13 protein-coding genes and 1 pseudogene are annotated in these 16,482 nt (G+C 62.3%); 5 read left to right on the plus strand and 9 right to left on the minus strand.

Features of this window, described 5'->3' with window-relative positions; all coding sequences use genetic code 11:
• Positions 1-39 precede the first annotated feature (39 nt).
• Complete coding sequence (locus KJQ96_RS20555) at positions 40-1,539, plus strand: murein L,D-transpeptidase family protein (protein ID WP_213288365.1); 1,500 nt, start codon at positions 40-42, stop codon at positions 1,537-1,539.
• Between the two features lie 60 nt (positions 1,540-1,599).
• Here KJQ96_RS20555 and KJQ96_RS20560 read toward each other — a convergent pair whose 3' ends face one another.
• The 7 genes from KJQ96_RS20560 to KJQ96_RS20590 form a co-directional block, all read right to left on the minus strand.
• A complete protein-coding gene (locus tag KJQ96_RS20560) occupies positions 1,600-2,301 on the minus strand; it encodes an ABC transporter ATP-binding protein (RefSeq protein WP_213288366.1) in 702 nt (233 codons plus the stop codon).
• A complete protein-coding gene (locus KJQ96_RS20565; protein WP_213288367.1) occupies positions 2,294-3,028 on the minus strand; it encodes an ABC transporter ATP-binding protein in 735 nt (244 codons plus the stop codon). The genes KJQ96_RS20560 and KJQ96_RS20565 overlap by 8 nt, the downstream gene beginning before the upstream one ends.
• The gene (locus KJQ96_RS20570; protein WP_249734280.1) at positions 3,015-4,055 is read right to left on the minus strand and encodes a branched-chain amino acid ABC transporter permease; all 1,041 of its coding nucleotides are present in this window, start codon (positions 4,053-4,055) and stop codon (positions 3,015-3,017) included. The genes KJQ96_RS20565 and KJQ96_RS20570 overlap by 14 nt, the downstream gene beginning before the upstream one ends.
• Before the next feature lie 64 nt (positions 4,056-4,119).
• Entirely contained in the window at positions 4,120-5,340 is a 1,221-nt protein-coding gene (locus KJQ96_RS20575) for a substrate-binding protein (protein ID WP_213288369.1), read from the minus strand.
• Positions 5,341-5,344: 4 nt separating this feature from the next.
• The gene (locus tag KJQ96_RS20580) at positions 5,345-6,202 is read right to left on the minus strand and encodes a branched-chain amino acid ABC transporter permease (RefSeq protein WP_213288370.1); all 858 of its coding nucleotides are present in this window, start codon (positions 6,200-6,202) and stop codon (positions 5,345-5,347) included.
• 36 nt (positions 6,203-6,238) lie between these two features.
• On the minus strand, positions 6,239-7,753 hold the full coding sequence (locus KJQ96_RS20585; RefSeq protein ID WP_213288371.1) for an amidase: 1,515 nt from the start codon (positions 7,751-7,753) through the stop codon (positions 6,239-6,241).
• 155 nt (positions 7,754-7,908) lie between these two features.
• On the minus strand, positions 7,909-9,090 hold the full coding sequence (locus KJQ96_RS20590) for a substrate-binding domain-containing protein (protein WP_309142444.1): 1,182 nt from the start codon (positions 9,088-9,090) through the stop codon (positions 7,909-7,911).
• A gap of 181 nt (positions 9,091-9,271) precedes the next feature.
• Between KJQ96_RS20590 and KJQ96_RS20595 the strand changes: the two genes are divergently transcribed.
• Entirely contained in the window at positions 9,272-9,715 is a 444-nt protein-coding gene (locus KJQ96_RS20595; protein ID WP_028347666.1) for a MarR family winged helix-turn-helix transcriptional regulator, read from the plus strand.
• 138 nt (positions 9,716-9,853) lie between these two features.
• Here the strand turns inward: KJQ96_RS20595 and secA are convergent, their stop codons facing one another.
• Positions 9,854-12,691 (minus strand): preprotein translocase subunit SecA, encoded by a 2,838-nt coding sequence (gene secA, locus KJQ96_RS20600; RefSeq protein WP_213288373.1) that lies wholly within the window; start codon positions 12,689-12,691, stop codon positions 9,854-9,856.
• 345 nt (positions 12,692-13,036) lie between these two features.
• Between secA and KJQ96_RS20605 the strand changes: the two genes are divergently transcribed.
• The 3 genes from KJQ96_RS20605 (at position 13,037) to mutT (ending at position 15,782) form a co-directional block, all read left to right on the plus strand.
• Complete coding sequence (locus KJQ96_RS20605) at positions 13,037-13,957, plus strand: peptidylprolyl isomerase (RefSeq protein WP_213288374.1); 921 nt, start codon at positions 13,037-13,039, stop codon at positions 13,955-13,957.
• Positions 13,958-14,117: 160 nt separating this feature from the next.
• Complete coding sequence (argJ, locus tag KJQ96_RS20610) at positions 14,118-15,356, plus strand: bifunctional glutamate N-acetyltransferase/amino-acid acetyltransferase ArgJ (RefSeq protein ID WP_213288375.1); 1,239 nt, start codon at positions 14,118-14,120, stop codon at positions 15,354-15,356.
• Between the two features lie 15 nt (positions 15,357-15,371).
• The gene (gene mutT / locus KJQ96_RS20615; protein ID WP_213288376.1) at positions 15,372-15,782 is read left to right on the plus strand and encodes an 8-oxo-dGTP diphosphatase MutT; all 411 of its coding nucleotides are present in this window, start codon (positions 15,372-15,374) and stop codon (positions 15,780-15,782) included.
• Positions 15,783-16,065: 283 nt separating this feature from the next.
• Here the strand turns inward: mutT and KJQ96_RS20620 are convergent.
• Positions 16,066-16,197 (minus strand): annotated as a pseudogene (locus KJQ96_RS20620) (IS5/IS1182 family transposase); the annotation flags it as partial.
• Positions 16,198-16,482: the final 285 nt, after the last annotated feature.

Below are 16,482 nucleotides of genomic sequence, written 5' to 3' on the forward strand. Positions count from 1 at the left end.
TGGGGTGCGAGAATGCCCGGTGGGTGTGGAGCTTAGCCTTTGAATAACCGCTCGCTGGTTCGCGCGCTCGTCACGTCGGCTGTCCTCGTGGGCGCAGGCGTGTTGATGGCCGGCTGCAACAGTGACGGCATCTCGCTGGCCAACAACGCCAAGGCCAACCAGCCAGTCCCGCCAAAACTGATCGCCGACATGACGGCGAAGGACATGGACCTGCAGTCTCCGATCCTGGTCCGGCTGTTCAAGCAGGAAGCCGAACTGGAGATCTGGAAGCAGGACCGCTCCGGCCGTTTCGCGCTATTGAAGACCTACCCGATCTGCCGCTGGTCGGGCGATCTCGGCCCAAAGGTTCGCGAAGGCGACCGCCAGGCGCCGGAAGGCTTCTACTCGATCTCGCCGGCGCAGATGAACCCGCAGTCGGCCTATTATCTCTCCTTCAACACCGGCTATCCCAATGCGTTCGACAAAGCATTGGGACGCACCGGCTCGCAGTTGATGGTGCATGGCGACTGCTCCTCGCGCGGCTGCTACGCGATGACCGACGAGCAGATCGCGGAAATTTATTCGCTGGGCCGCGAATCCTTCTTTGGCGGCCAGAAGTCGTTCCAGTTGCAGGCCTATCCGTTCCGCATGACGCCGGCCAATATGGCCAAGCACCGCAACAATCCGCACATGCCGTTCTGGAAAATGATCAAGGAAGGCAATGATCATTTCGAGGTGACGCGGCAGGAGCCGAAGGTCGATTTCTGCGAAAAGAAATACGTGTTCGACGCGGCCAAGCCGCCGAGCGCGACCAAGGACCCGGTATTCGAGGCGTCTTCCAAGTGCCCGGCCTATGTGATCCCCGATGAAATCGCCGACGCCGTGCGCGAGAAGCAGGCCACCGATATTGCCGAGACCGCGCGGCTGATCGCAAAGGGAACGCCGGTGGCGCGGATCAACACCGGTATCGACGGCGGTATGCACAGGGTGTTCGCCGCCAGCGTGCCCGAAGGCAGCACCGGGCTTTCGGAGCCTGGCGACGGCTCGACCCTGTCGCTGATGGCGCGGGCGCCAGGCACCGTTCCCTCCCACGTCAATCCGCCGAAAGCTCCAGCTCCGTCTGAAAACCTGCTGAGGGGTCCGCCGGAGCAGCCGAAACTGGCCGCAGTACCGGCGGCTGCTGCTCCTGCCGCTGCTCCTGCCTCTAGCCCAGCTTCGACGCGGGTCGCCAATGCGGCGCCGACTGAGCAGAATGACGGCTTCTTCTCCAGCCTTGCTCGCAAGGTCGGCCTCGGCGGCGCAGCCGACGCCACGGCCAGCACGCCGCCATCTAAACCGAAGGCAGCCGAGACCAAGCAGCCGCCGCGGCCGGAAGCTGCTGCGCCGAAGACGACGACGGCAGCAAAGCCCGACGTCAAACACGCCGCCGCCAGCCGCCCGCCGCTGAAGCCGTCAGTGTCAGATAGCCCAGCACCTGCCGCCAAGGACAATCAGGTCGCAGGCTCCGCGCCGATCATGTCCACAAACTCGTTCGATAGCCGCTTCGGTGCGGTGAAGTAAGGCGCCGCAACACTTTCATAGCCGGACTAACCGTCGACGCCGGCGCACCCTCGGCGAACGCTACGGGGCGAGATAGCGCAATAGTTCCGGATCGCTCCGCACCTCGCCAGCAGCGCCTTGCAGCGCCACCCTGCCGCGATCGAGCACATAGGCATAATCGGCGACGCGCAGCGCGAGATCGAGATGCTGCTCGACGATGACGACCGCGATCTGCTTGGCCAACTCGATTAGCCGCTCGGTGATCTCCTCGATCACACCGACCCACACGCCTTCGGTCGGCTCGTCCAGCAGCAGCAATTTGGGATCGCCAAGCATCGCGCGTCCGATCGCCAGCATCTTGCGCTCGCCGCCCGACAGCGTGCCGGCCGGCTGGTCGAGCCGCTGCCCGAGCTTCGGGAAGATGGTCAGGATCCGATCGACCGCGGCCGGATCAACGTTGAACAGCGAGCCGACTGCGAGATTGTCGCGCACCGAGAGCCGAGCGAACACCGAATGCTCCTGCGGCACGTAGCCGATGCCGGAGCGGACCCGCTCCTCGGTCCGGCGCCGGGTGATGTCACGGCCGTCGAGAAACAATTCGCCCTTCGAGCTTGCAAGCTCGCCGACGATCGTCTTCATCAGCGTGGTCTTGCCGGCTCCGTTACGGCCGAGCACCGCGACGCCGCCGCGCCAGGGAATGCCGATGTTGACATCGAACAGGACCTGGCTGCGGCCATAGCCGGCTTCGATATGCCGTATGTCGAGAAATGTCTGTTCAGGCACGACGCAGATAAATCTCCTGGACGCTCTTGTTGGCCTGGATCTCGGCGACCGTTCCGGACGCGAGCACACGACCCTGATCGATCACGGTCAGGCGGTCGCAGATATCGCGGATGAAATCCAGATCGTGTTCGACGATCACAAGCGAACAATGCTGCTTAATAGGCTGCAGGAGTTCGCCGGTAACGCGGCGTTCTTCCAGACTCATGCCGCCGGTCGGCTCGTCCAGTAGCAGCAGCCGCGGCTTGGCTGCGAGCGCCATAGCGATTTCCAGCCATTGCTGCTGCCCGTGCGACAGCGCCGCGGCAGCGTCATGCGCGCGATCGGCGAGGCGGAACTGGCTCAGCATCCTCATTACCTGATCGTGCAGCACGCCGCGCGTGCGAGAGAACACCAGATCGAACAACGACGATTGCGCCTGCAAAGCCAGCAGGATGTTGTCGTACAGCGTCAGTGTCGGCAGCACGCTGGTGATCTGGAATTTCAGGCTCATGCCGGCGCGGGCTCGCTCGGTCGGCGACAGCAGGGTGATATCGCGGTTGACGAAGCTGACCTTGCCTTGGGTCGGCATCTCGGCGCCCGCGACGCACTTCATCAGGGTGCTTTTTCCCGAGCCGTTCGGCCCGATCAGGCCGTGAAACTCGTTTTCGCCTATCGTCAGCGCTGCACCGTCGAGCGCGGTGAGCTTGCCAAACACCTTGACGATACCGGTCGCCTCAAGGAGCGGCATTGCGCTTCTCCTTCGGCCCCGCCCCAAAACTGCCGACGCGCTCGCGTTCGCCGAGCACGAAGCTGATCAGCCCGAGCGGGCGGAACAGTATCACCAGCAGCAGCAACACGCCGAGAAGGATCGGCCAGATGTCGCGATAATTGTCCGACAGCCAGAAGCTGACGCCCTCGATGATAACGGCGCCGATAACCGCGCCGATCAATGTGCCCGATCCGCCGAATAAAACGTAAAGCACGACCTGTGTCGAGATTACCACGCCGACCATATTGGGCCAGACGAAGCCCTCGTGAAATGCGTAGAGACTACCTGCAAGGCCTGCAATGGTGCCGCCCACGGCGAAAACAATCGCCTTCAGGTGTTGCGCCTTGTATCCGAAGAAGGCGATGCGCTGCTCGTTCTCGCGAAGTCCCGCCAATGCCAGGCCGAACTGCGAGCGCACCAGGAAACGGCACAGCAGATAGACCACGACCAGAGTGCCGAGCGCGAAATAGTAATAGACCGGTCCCTCGGTAATGTCGTAGCTGCCGAGCGACATCGACGGAATCGAAGGAATGCCGTTCTGTCCGCCGAGATAGTACCAGCCGCGCGCCAGGCGGTCGGCGGCGTAGGATCCGGTCAGGGTACCGAGTGCAACGAAGATCACGCTCGAGGGATGCCGGCCGAGCAGCAGAAAGCCACCGAGCAGCAGCGAGGTGGTGAGCCCGATCAATGTTCCCGCCGGCAGCACCAGAAAGATCGAGGTGATGTTGAGGTCGCGCGCCATCAGTGCAACGCCGTAACCGGCCGACCCAAAGAACAGGGCCTGACCGAAGCTCATGATGCCGGCATATCCCCACACCAGATCGAACGAGAGCGCGAACAGGGCGAGGATAATGACACGGGTGGCGAACACCGTGAGATAGTCCTGCAGAACCAGCGGCACGATCAGCGCTGCGATCAGCACCGCCCCTTCCACGATCGGGAGCACCTTTCGTCCCGCCGCCGCTTGTTGCGCCGGCAATGCTCGATCCAATCCACCGTCAGCCATCGAAATGCCGGGCGCCTGACTCGCCGTTGCGCGAAGGGCCTGCTTTGCTGCACCCATGGATCACTCAGCATTCCTTGGGATCGACGAGGCCATCGCTGCGGCCCACGATCTCATAGTTCCCGCCTTTGGCAACAGCGGTATACATCTTCATCTTGCAGTGCCGCTTGCCCGGCACCATCTCGGCCGGTCCGCCGGGGCCTTCCGCGATCTTGGCGTGATCGAGCGCCGCGGCCACCGCATCGCGATCGATCTTGCCGGCTTCCTTGACCGCCGCTTCCCACAGCTTCAGCCCGCGGTAGGTGCCGGTCGCCGCGCTGCCGGCGGCGAACAGGAAGTTGCCGGGGAAATCCTTCTCATAGGCCGCTTGGATCTTGGCGCTGACCGGATCGTCCTTGGTCAGCGCCTTGAAGTAGTCGAGACAGCTCGCGAGCCCCTCGATCTCGCTGGCCTGATTGATGTTGAGCGTATTCTCGTCATAGTACACGCAGGCCAGCCGCCCACCATTCTTCAGGAAGCCAGCCTCGTAGAGCTGCTTGAAGAACGGACCGACACCGGGAGGGATTACGGTATTGAAGACCACGTCCACCTTGTTCGAGATGATGCGATTTACGGTGGCTGAGAAATCGACCTGGTCGAGCGGGTAGTATTCCTCGAACACGACCTCGCCACCGCTGGATTCGATGACCTTGCGGGCATAGACGTTGAGCGTGTGCGGCCAGACATAATTGGCGCTCGGCAGCGCGAATTTCTTGCCACCGTTCTTGATCAGCCATGGAATGAACTCGTCGCATTGCTGCGCCGGGGTCGGTCCGGTGCAGAACAGATTGGGCGTGCACTCCTTGCCTTCGTAGAGCTGCGGATAGATGTAGAGCGTCTTGCCGCGCGCCACGATCGGATCCTTGATCGCATTGCGCATCGAAGAGGTAATGCCGCCCAGCACCATGTCGACCTTGTCGCGCTGGATCAGCTTGCGAACGTTGCCGACGGCGACCGATTCGTTGGAGGCGGTGTCCTCGATATAGAGCTCGAGCGGACGGCCGAGCAGGCCGCCGGCAGCGTTGATCTGCTTGATGACCATCTTAGCGACGTTGGCGTCAGCATTTCCGGCATAAGCGATCGGGCCGGTCAGGTCGGTTGCGATACCGACCTTAATCGGGCCTTCGGCGGCATTCGCCCAGTTCGGCCTGACCACCCAGCTACCGGCCCCGGTCGCAATCGCGCCGGTCATGAAAGCAAAGCCGCTGAGGAAACGACGGCGCGTCAATTCAAGGCGATCAGCAAACATGAGACTAAACCCCTTTTCCCGCGATGAGGCCTTGCGGCCGGAATTTGATGAAGACGATGGCGAGTACGAAGACGAGGACGTCGGCGACCACGGGCGCCATGACCCAGGGCAGCGCGGCACTGAGCGTTCCGATCACGCCGGCTCCGGCAACCGGCCCGATAAACGATCCGACACCGCCGACCATGACCGCGACAAAACCCTGGATCAGGAAGCGTATGCCGAGATCGGCGAACAGGCTGAACACGGGCACGATCAACGCGCCGGCAAGCCCCGCCAGCGCGGCCCCGAAGGCAAAGGTGGCGCCATAGATCAGGGGCGTGGAAATTCCCGACGCCCGCGCCAGAGCTGGATTCTCCAGCGTGGCTCGCACGCGAAGGCCGAAGCTGGTCCGCGACAGCAATAGATAGCAGCCCGCCATCACCAGCAGCGTGATGACGATGATCGTGAACCGCCACGCCGAGATGTGCATCGTGCCGATATCGATCGATCCGCCGATCGGCTCCGGCACCGTCAGGTAGAAGCCGCCGATCAGGCCGCGCACGCTCTCACGGACTATCAGGCCGAGCGCGTAGGTCCCCAGCATCGCCACGATGGGCGCGGCGTAGAAACGCCGAATGATCAGCGCCTCCAGCACGAAGCCGAGCCCGCCGACGATGAACGGCGCAGCCACCATGCCGGCCCAGATCGGAATCCCGCGGCTATGCGCCAGATAGGTAACGTAAGCGCCGAGCAGGACAAACTCGCCCTGCGCGAAGTTGAATATCCCCATCATGCTGGCGATGATCCCGAGCCCGAGCACGACCAGCACGATGATCGCGCCAAAGCTCAGGATCTCGAACGCCGCAACGAAGGTGCTAGCCATGCTTTGCGATCCAACCGGCCCGCGTCAAAACGCCGCTCACATTTTCTTCCAGTCGCCGATTTGCTCGAAGGCGTGCGCGGCACGATAGATCGTGGATTCCTCGAACATCCGGCCGACCAGCATCAAGCCCACCGGAAGACCGTCCACCATGCCGCAGGGCAACGACATTGCGGGATGATGGGTGATGTCGAATGGCGCGGTATTCGAAATCATTTCCAGCGCGCGGGCGACGTAGTCTTCGCGGCTGGCGTCGGCCGGCGGCAGCGGCGTCGCCTTCATCGGCGTCGTTGGCAGCAGCAGCAGATCGTAGTCCTTGAAGGCCTTGTCGTAGGCAGCGGTCAGCCGCCTCGAGATATTGAGCGCCTTGCCATAGTAGCGCGGGCCGAAATTGTTGTTGATGTAGGTGCCGAGCAGCAGGAACAGCTTCGTGGTCTCCGACAGCGAGTCGGCTTGCCGGCGCCAGCCGCGATGGAAATCCATCAGCGACGTCGAATAGAGATCGCCACGGCTCAGCCCGTAGCCGTCGCCATACATCATGGTCTGCGTCATGCCTTCGGTGCCGATCGGCGTCCAGATTGCCGGGCCGGTCAAATGCATCGGGATCGAGACCGTCTCGACCGAGGCACCGAGATCGCGGAAGCGCTTGGCCGCTTCGCGCACACTTTCATTCACCGCAGCCTCCGCCATTGGCTGCTCGAAACCTTCCTTGAGTATGCCGATCCTCATCCCCTTGACGCCGCCGCCGAGCGCCTTGGTGTACTCCTCGACCTTGGGCGCCTTGATGCGCGGATCGTAGCCGTCGTCGCCGGCGATCACCTCCAGCAACAACGCGTTGTCGGCCACCGTTGCCGTCATCGGCCCAGTATGGTCGACGAAAATTTCGATCGGCATGATACCGGTGTACGGAACCAGTCCCCAGGTCGGCTTCATCCCGTATGTGCCGCAGAACGAGGATGGCATCCGGATCGAACCGCCCTGGTCACCGCCGATCGCCATGTCGACCTCGCCAAGCGCAACGACGACGCCGCTGCCCGACGACGAGCCGCCGGCCGAATAGCCCATCTTGTGCGGATTGTGCACAGGCCCCACCGCGTTGGTGTGGCTGCCGCCGGACATGCAGAAGGATTCGCAGTGAACCTTGCCGGCGATCTCGGCGCCCGCGTCCAGCATCCGCGTGACGATGGTGGCGTCGAAATCGGGCACGTAGCCTTCCAGCGTGGCCGACCCGTTCATCATGGGCACGCCGGCCAACATGATGTTGTCCTTCAGCGCGACCGTCTTGCCCTTGAGTTTGCCGGAGCTGGCGCCCTTCACCGTCGACTTGCGATACCAGGCGTTGCGCGGGTTTTCCTCCGGCTGAGGCCGGTAGCCGGGCGTGCGCGGATATTTCACCGGCGGCACCTCGTCCGGCATCGCTGCGACGAGGTTGTAGGCATCGATCGAACCTTGCATCAGACTGCGGAACGAAGCGACGTCCTCGTCGGTGAGTGACAGGCCGCATTGTTCGGCGACGGCGCGAAGTTGCGTTGGTGTTGGAAGGACGACTGACACGACGCTCTCCTGAAGCTTTTTGATCCCTGGGCGTGCAGCCGACGGCCCGCTTATCGCGTGCGAACCGTGGCCTTTGCGCGCGTATTCAAAACGGAAATATTTTCCTTTTCAAGTATTATTTCGGATTTCGACAGAGGAAGATTGTTCCGACGTTGCTAGATTGCCTTGATCACCTTGAAGTCGAGGCCATCGGCCTCGGCGAGATACATCTGCATCCGAACACGACCATCACGGACGATCACCGGTCCGCGCGCGCCGCTATAAACGACATTGCGCCCCGCCGCGAACAAGGGCCCCATCGCCAGCGTGCCGGCCTGGTTGGCCGCGGCTTCAAGAAAGCGCAACCCTTCATAGTTTGATTGACCGAGCGAGCCGATCGGCGGGGCATTTAGACCGAACGTCGCGCGATAGCCGCCCATGAATTCGTCATTGGCGCGCGAGCCGACACAGGGGAAGTAGCCGGACGCGCAGAACAGGTTCTCACTGTTGTCGGCGCCGATGCCGAGCAACACGGTTTCGTCCATCGCTCCGGCAAACCGCAGCATGGTGGCAGCGAGCCCGGATTCGCCGAAGGCGCGATTGAAGGTGATGCTGTCGGTTCCGATCAGGGAGATCAGCACAACGTCGGGCCGCGCGGCGCGGATGCGCGCCAGATGCGGCTCGTGATTATCCTCACCGAGCGGGACGAACTCCTCGCCGACAACGTGGCCGCCGGCTTCCTTGATGTACCGCTTCACCGCGCGATGCGACTGCCAAGGCCAGACATAGTCGCTACCTATCAGATACCAGCGCGCGGCCTTCTTGACCTCGCTGAGCCAATGGATCGACGGCCGGATCTGCCAGCGCGGCGTCTCGCCGATCGCCATCACGCCCGGCGTCTGTTCGCCGCCTTCGTAAACGGGGGTGTAGACATAGGGCACGCGGCCACGTGTAATCTTGCGCAGAGCCACGCGGACCGCACTGGTGTGCAAGCCAACGATGAGATCGACTTCGTCGAACCCGATTGCCTGCTCGGCGCGACGCAGGACGTCGTCGAGCGGCCCGCCTGCATCGTAGATCGAAAGCTCGATCTCGCGTCCAAGGATACCGCCGCGCTTGTTGATCTCCGCGACCGCAAGCTGCGCACTGCTCGTGGCGGATGGGCCCCAAACCCCGGGAGAGCCGGTGCAGCATATGAAGCCCCCGATCCGAAGCCTGTTCCCGGCGCCGCGCCGCCTGAAGAAGGCATGATCGTCCGGCGACAAGGCGCGATCATCCGCCGCCGATAGGTTTCGAAACAGCAACTGCGGCGGAAACGTAGGGCCGCCGGAAGCAGGGAAGTTTACCGTCGAACGCACGCCAACTCCTGTCTGGCACCAGACCAAAACACATCCCGCGGGCGGCCGCGGCATCCGCCCTTCCATGGTTGGAGAAATATCTTATTGGAAAATATTGAATATTCAACAATTGAAGTGCATATAGAAACGGCACTCGTTGCCGGACATTCACTCACATTCGGATCAAGACGAAGTTTCAGCCGTGGCCAAACCGCCCAAAGACAATTCCCCCATCACCGAACACCTCGCCTATTTGCTCGCGCAAGCCAACCGGGAGATCAACCGGCAGTTGGAAATGCGCTTGAGCAAGGAAGGCGTGCCGGTCGAGCAATGGCGCATCCTTAAAGTTCTGTCCGACGGCAACGGCCATTCGATGGGCGAGCTTGCGGACGCGGTGCTGCTCAACCATCCCACACTGACCAAGATGGTCGACCGCATGGTGTCTGACGCGCTGGTCTACCGCGTTCAGGACCCCAAGGACCGCCGCAAGGTCCTGATGTTCGTGTCCGACCGCGGCAAGGCGCTTAGCAAGCGGCTGAACTCGCTGGCGGTGAGCCAGGAGGAGCACATCGTGGAGAGCTATGGCGACAAGTCGACCAACGAGCTGAAACGGCTCCTGGAAAGCTTGATCGACAGTTCGAACTGAGCAAGCGAAGCGCGACCGACACCGCGCTCCTGTCGGCAGGTTCCGCGGCACGCGGGACTGACTCTCGCCGGAAAGATATTGGATGTTGCGGCGACAAAGGGTCACACGCGCGGATATTCGCCGCGGGTGTGCGCGATGTCAGGCGTACTTGCCGTGGCAGTGCTTGTACTTCTTGCCGCTTCCGCAAGGACAATCCTCGTTGCGGCCGACCTTGCCCCAGCTTGCGGGGTTTTTCGGATCGCGATCGGCCGCCAGAGCCTGGGGCACCAGCGAGGCGCTGGCAAAGGCCATCTCGTCTTCGCCGGTATTGGGGTCGAACTTGTGCGCTTCCATCGCCGGCAGCACCGGCTGCTGCTCTTCCGGCGGCACGATCTCGACGCGCATCAATTGCGCCGTCACCGCCTCGCGCAGATGCGCGGTCATTGCCTCGTACAGGCCGAAGGCTTCCGATTTGTATTCCTGCAAGGGATCGCGCTGGCCATAGCCGCGCAGACCGATCACCTGACGCAGATGATCGAGCATGATCAGGTGCTCGCGCCAGAGGTGGTCGAGCGTCTGCAAGAGGATGGTTTTCTCGACGTAGCGCATCACGTCGGGACCCCATTGCGCGACCTTTGCCGCCATGTGCTCGTCGACGCGCTGCTCGATCCGCGTCAGCAGTTCCTCGTCGGCAATGCCTTCTTCCTTGGCCCATTCATCGACCGGCAGATCGATGTCGAGCACGCGCTTCAATTCTTCCTTGAGGCCGGCGACATCCCACTGCTCGGCATAGGCGTGCTCGGGCACGTGCTTGGTGACGATGTCGTCGATGAAGTCGTGACGCATATCTGTGACCATTTCGGCCACGCTGTCGCTTCTCATCAGTTCGACGCGCTGGTCGAAGATCACCTTGCGCTGGTCGTTCTGGACGTTGTCGAACTTGAGCAGGTTCTTGCGGATATCGAAGTTGCGCGCCTCGACCTTCTGCTGCGCCTTCTCCAGCGCCTTGTTGATCCACGGATGGATGATGGCCTCGCCCTCCTTCAGGCCAAGCCGCTGCAGCATGGTGTCGAGCCGGTCGGAGCCGAAGATCCGCATCAAATCGTCTTCCAGCGACAGGAAGAATTTCGAGCGCCCGGGGTCGCCCTGACGGCCGGAGCGGCCGCGAAGCTGGTTGTCGATGCGCCGGGATTCATGGCGCTCCGAGCCCATGATGTAGAGCCCGCCGGGCTTGGTCACGGTCTTGGCCGCCTTTGAGCCCTTGGCAGGCTCGAGCTCCACCACTTCCTCGGCCTTCAGCACGATCTCGCGGAAGCGCTCGATGTCGGCCTTGATCTGTTCGATCTTCTTGGCCTTCTCGGCCTCGTCGGTGATGTCAGCGGTCTCCTGAAGGATCCGCATCTCGAGCGAGCCGCCGAGCTTGATGTCGGTACCGCGGCCGGCCATGTTGGTCGCGATCGTGATCGCGCCGGGCACGCCGGCCTCGGCAACGATATAGGCTTCCTGCTCGTGGAAGCGCGCGTTCAGCACCGCAAACAGCTTTGCCGGCTTGCCGGCGCGCGCCGCGGCATAGAGCTTTTCCAGCGCGGCGTCGTTGCCGAAATCGATCTGCTTGTAGCCGTGCTTCTTCAGATAATCGGCCAGCACTTCCGACTTTTCGATCGAGGCGGTGCCGACCAGCACCGGCTGCAGCCGCGCATTGGCGCGCTCGATCTCGGCCAGGATGGCGGCGTATTTCTCGGTCTGGGTGCGGTAGACCTCGTCGTCCTCGTCGAGACGCGCCACCGGCAGATTGGTCGGGATTTCCACGACCTCGAGCTTGTAGATGTCGAACAATTCGTCGGCTTCGGTCGCAGCCGTACCGGTCATGCCCGCGAGCTTTTCGTACATCCGGAAATAGTTCTGGAACGTAATCGAGGCCAGCGTCTGGTTTTCCGGCTGGACCTGAACGTGTTCCTTGGCTTCCAGCGCCTGGTGCAGGCCTTCGGAATAGCGCCGTCCCGGCATCATGCGGCCGGTGAACTCGTCGATGATGATGACTTCGCCGTCGCGGACGATGTAGTCCTTGTCGCGAGTGAACAGCGAATGCGCCCGCAGCGCCTGGTTGATGTGGTGCACGACCGAGACGTTCTCGACGTCGTAGAGCGACTCGCCCTTGAGCTGGCCGGCGTCACGCAGCAGCGTCTCGATCTTCTCCATGCCGGCTTCGGTCAGCGTCACCGTGCGCTGCTTCTCGTCGACCTCGTAATCGGTCTTGTCGAGTTGGGGGAAGAAGGTATCGATGGTGTTGTAGAATTCCGAGCGGTCGTCGAGCGGGCCGGAGATGATCAGCGGCGTGCGCGCCTCGTCGATCAGGATCGAGTCGACTTCGTCGACGATGGCGTAGAAATGGCCGCGCTGGACCATGTCCTCCAGCCGGTACTTCATGTTGTCGCGCAGATAATCGAAACCGTATTCGTTGTTGGTGCCGTAGGTGATGTCGCGCGAATAGGCTTCCTTGCGCTCGCCATCATCGAGACCATGGACAATGACGCCGACCGTCAAGCCGAGGAAATTGTAGATCTGGCCCATCCATGCGCTATCGCGGCGGGCGAGATAGTCGTTGACGGTGACGACGTGGACGCCCCGGCCAGCCAGCGCGTTGAGATAGACCGCGAGCGTGGCCACCAGCGTCTTGCCTTCGCCGGTCTTCATCTCGGCGATGTCGCCCTCATGCAGCACCATGCCGCCGATCAACTGGACGTCGAAATGCCGCTGGCCGAGGGTGCGCTTGGCGGCCTCGCGGACGGTGGCGAAGGCTGGAACCAGAATGTCGTCGAGCGTCTTGCCGTCGGCGAGCTGCTGGCGGAATTCGGCGGTGCGGGCTTTCAGCGCCTCATCGGAGAGTTTCGCGAGCTCGGGCTCAAGCGCGTTGATGGCGTTGACGCGGGATTGATATCCCTTTACCCGCCGGTCGTTGGCGGAGCCGAAAAACTTGCGGGCGAGCGCGCCGATCATGCCAATTCCTGCCTTTGCCGTTACTTGCGTTGCAAGCCGTGATGGATCACCAAATTGCCTATCAACTCACCGTGACGCACGGCGGCAAATACCCCGTTCCGGGGCGTTATCCGCCTAATGAGTGGGAATCAAGCAATCCAAGGTTCAACGGCAAAAAACGCAGCAAAATAAGCGCTATCGCCGCTGTACGATCGGGCACAGATATGGCCGGGTTCGGGCCTTGTCAACGTGGGTCCATATGTCAAGGAATTCATCATTTTGACAGACTTTTCGCGTTGCCAAGGCCGCATGATTGGGCGAGTGTCCCGCCGCCTTTGGCGCCCCTCTTCAAGACAAGGATTTTCCATGACCACCTCGTTCCCGGAAACGAAAACCGGCCTGCGCTTCGGCACGGCCTGCTCACGGGGTTCTTTGGCCGCAATGGCCTGTCTGGCTGCGGTTCTTGCCGCCGGACTGCCGGTTCGCGCCCAGGACAACCCCGTTCTCGCCAAGGTTAACGGTGCGGAGATCCGCCAGAGCGACGTCGCGCTCGCGGAAGAGGAACTCGGCCCCAGCCTCGCGCAAATGGACCCGGCGACCAAGAAGGACAACGTGCTGGCCTTCCTGATCGACCTCAAGATCGTCGCCAAGGCCGCCGAGGAAAAGAAGGTCGAGAATTCCGAAGACTTCAAGAAGCGCCTGGCGTTCACGCGCAGCCGCCTTTTGATGGACAGCCTGCTCGCCACCGAGGGCAAGGCTGCGACCACCGATGCGGCCATGAAGCAGGTCTATGAGGAGGCCGCCAAGCAGATCACCGGGGAAATGGAAGTCCACGCCCGGCACATTCTGGTCGAGACCGAGGACGAGGCCAAGGCGATCGCGGAAGAGCTGAAGAAGGGCGGCGACTTCGCCGAACTGGCGAAGAAGAAGTCCAAGGACCCCGGCGCTTCCGATGGCGGCGATCTCGGCTTCTTCACCAAGGAACAGATGGTGCCGGAATTCTCCGCCGTCGCCTTCACGCTCGAACCCGGCAAGATCTCTGATCCCGTCAAGTCGCAATTCGGCTGGCACCTCATCAAGGTCGAGGAAAAGCGCGCCCGCAAGGCGCCCGAGTTCGAGCAGGTCAAGGCCCAGATCGAGACCTATGTGACGCGCAAGGCGCAGGCCGAATACGTCGCCAAGCTGCGCGAGGCCGCCAAGGTCGAGCGCATGGATAAGCCGGCCGAGGCCACCAAGCCGGATGCCGCAAAGCCATCGGATTCCAAGATGGCGCCGACGAAGAAGTAAAAAATCGCTGTCACTTCTTCGAGACCGATAGTATCTACCATCGTCATGGCCGGGCCGAAGCGCCCGGCCGTTCCATGTCCGGGGACCTGTTATAGGCCTCGAAGACGTGGATGCCGGCGCAGGTCCGGCTACGGTTGATCTGGTCGAAGAAGGTGCTCGCATGTCCACTTCAGTTTCCCCCCTCGCCCCGACCGACGTGCCCGACATGCCTGCTATTGCGGGCGTGAAGCTTGCCACCGCCGCCGCCGGCATCCGCTACAAGGGGCGCACTGACGTGCTGCTCGCCGTCATGGACAAAGGCACCACGGTTGCCGGCGTGTTCACCAAATCGAAATGCCCGTCCGCGCCGGTGGAATGGTGCCGCGCCAAACTCGGCCGCGGCGCCCGCGCGCTGGTGGTCAATTCCGGCAACGCCAATGCATTCACCGGCAAGACCGGCCGGCAGGCGACGGCACTGACGGCCTCGATCGCCGCAAAAGCGGTCGGCTGCAGCGCCAATGAGGTGTTCCTTGCGTCGACCGGCGTGATCGGCGAGCCGCTCGACGCCACCAAGTTCGACGGCGTGCTGGCAACGTTGGCGGATGCCGCCGCGCCCGACCACTGGGTGGACGCGGCGAAGGCCATCATGACCACCGATACCTTTCCGAAAGTCGCAACCGCTACGGTGAAGCTCGGCAAGGCCAAGGTCACGATCAACGGCATGGCCAAGGGCGCCGGCATGATCGCGCCCGATATGGCGACCATGCTGTCTTTCGTGTTTACCGATGCGCCGCTGTCGTCCGCCGTGCTGCAGTCGCTGCTCAAGATCGGCGTCGAGGACACTTTCAACGCCATCACCATCGACAGCGACACCTCGACCTCGGATACGCTGCTGGCCTTCGCTACCGGCGCGGCCGCCGACGATGGCGCGCCAAAGATCAACCGCGCCAGCGATCCGCGGCTAAAGGCGTTTGCCAAGGCCTTCCAGGGTGTGCTGGCCAACCTTGCCGAGCAGGTGGCCCGCGACGGCGAAGGCGCGCGCAAGCTGGTCGAGGTTATCGTCGAAGGCGCAACCACCAAGAACTCCGCGCGCAAGATCGCCATGTCGATCGCGAATTCGCCGCTGGTGAAGACGGCGATCGCCGGCGAGGACGCCAATTGGGGTCGCGTGGTGATGGCGGTCGGCAAGGCCGGCGAGCCCGCCAACCGCGACAAGCTTTCGATCTCGTTCAACGGCATTCGCGTCGCCAAGAGCGGTGCGCGCGATCCGTCCTACAACGAGGCGGAGGTTTCCGAGGTGATGAAGAACCCGAAGATCCAGATCAAGGTTGCGCTTGGCCTCGGCAAGGGCCGCGACCGTGTGCTGACCTGCGACCTCACCAAGGAATATGTCGCGATCAATGGCGATTATCGTTCATAAGCGAGACAGCGGCGCATGGCTGATATCAAGCTCACTCTCGTGGTCGCCTGCGCCCTCGTCGATACCGACAAGCGCGTGCTGATCACGCAGCGCCCGGAAGGAAAGGCGCTCGCAGGCTTGTGGGAATTTCCCGGCGGCAAGGTCGAGCCCGGCGAGCGGCCGGAGCAGACCCTGGTCCGCGAGCTGCATGAGGAGATCGGGATCGACGTCAGCGAGCCATGCCTGGCGCCGCTGACGTTTGCGAGCCACGCCTATGAAAGCTTTCATCTGTTGATGCCGCTCTACATCTGCCGGCGCTGGGAAGGCATGGTGATCGCGCGCGAAGGCCAGCAACTGGCCTGGGTCCGCGCCAACAAGCTGCGCGATTACCCGATGCCGCCCGCAGACATTCCGCTGATCCCGCATCTGATCGATTTGCTGATGTAGTGGCTGCGTACTCGGCATGCCCGGGCTTGCCGGCTTCGCTGCCCGGCGAAGCCTTGGCGTAGCCGGGATCCGGGCATTCATCAATCTTCAAAGAGTCTTCCAGCGCAGTGCCTCTTCGGCGGCACGCAGAGCCCAGACACAAAATCGCGAAAACAACCCCATGCACAGTAGAATGGGGCCGGCTCGCCGCACTCGTGCTGCTTGCGTCCGGGGCACGAGAAGAAAAATGGTCCGTCGTCACGGCCCAACCCAGCTAGGGTGTGGACTCATAACGCGCAGCAAATCACCGCCGAATGGATGCAAGCTGGACGAAGGCAAGGTAATTGGCGGCGAACTTGTCGTAGCGTATCGCGACCTGACGACATTGCTTGATCCGATTGAAGAACCGTTCGACTCTGTTAGGAACGCGGTAGAGATAAGGGGCTGAAGCAGATTGCTCACCCGGCTTGTTGGGCAGCACCGGCTATGGCAACCCATTCACAATCGGCGAGTTCATAGCGCATGATCGGAGCCTCCCATTTCGGAGTTTGGGTCACAGACGTCCGGTCAAACGCAACGCGTCTGGTCCTGGCTCGGCTTCGGCGCTTTCGGGGTAAAGCCGACATCGACTAGTCCACACGCGCCGGCGAATCTGTCGAAAATGACCCAGGCTGTGTGAAAACACCATCAATGATATGATTCTCCTGCGATTTGGCCGGAG

It is taken from the genome of Bradyrhizobium sp. sGM-13 (assembly GCF_018398875.1).
Classification (GTDB): Bacteria; Pseudomonadota; Alphaproteobacteria; order Rhizobiales; family Xanthobacteraceae; genus Bradyrhizobium.

Excerpts from the sequence above, each read along its gene's own strand:
- KJQ96_RS20565 (WP_213288367.1), bottom strand. The coding sequence starts at position 3,028 with ATGCCGCTCCTTGAGGCGACCGGTATCGTCAAGGTGTTTGGCAAGCTC.
- KJQ96_RS20570 (WP_249734280.1), bottom strand. The coding sequence starts at position 4,055 with ATGGCTGACGGTGGATTGGATCGAGCATTGCCGGCGCAACAAGCGGCG.
- KJQ96_RS20575 (WP_213288369.1), bottom strand. The coding sequence starts at position 5,340 with ATGTTTGCTGATCGCCTTGAATTGACGCGCCGTCGTTTCCTCAGCGGC.
- KJQ96_RS20580 (WP_213288370.1), bottom strand. The coding sequence starts at position 6,202 with ATGGCTAGCACCTTCGTTGCGGCGTTCGAGATCCTGAGCTTTGGCGCG.
- secA (WP_213288373.1), bottom strand. The coding sequence starts at position 12,691 with ATGATCGGCGCGCTCGCCCGCAAGTTTTTCGGCTCCGCCAACGACCGG.
- KJQ96_RS20605 (WP_213288374.1), top strand. The coding sequence starts at position 13,037 with ATGACCACCTCGTTCCCGGAAACGAAAACCGGCCTGCGCTTCGGCACG.
- argJ (WP_213288375.1), top strand. The coding sequence starts at position 14,118 with ATGTCCACTTCAGTTTCCCCCCTCGCCCCGACCGACGTGCCCGACATG.
- mutT (WP_213288376.1), top strand. The coding sequence starts at position 15,372 with ATGGCTGATATCAAGCTCACTCTCGTGGTCGCCTGCGCCCTCGTCGAT.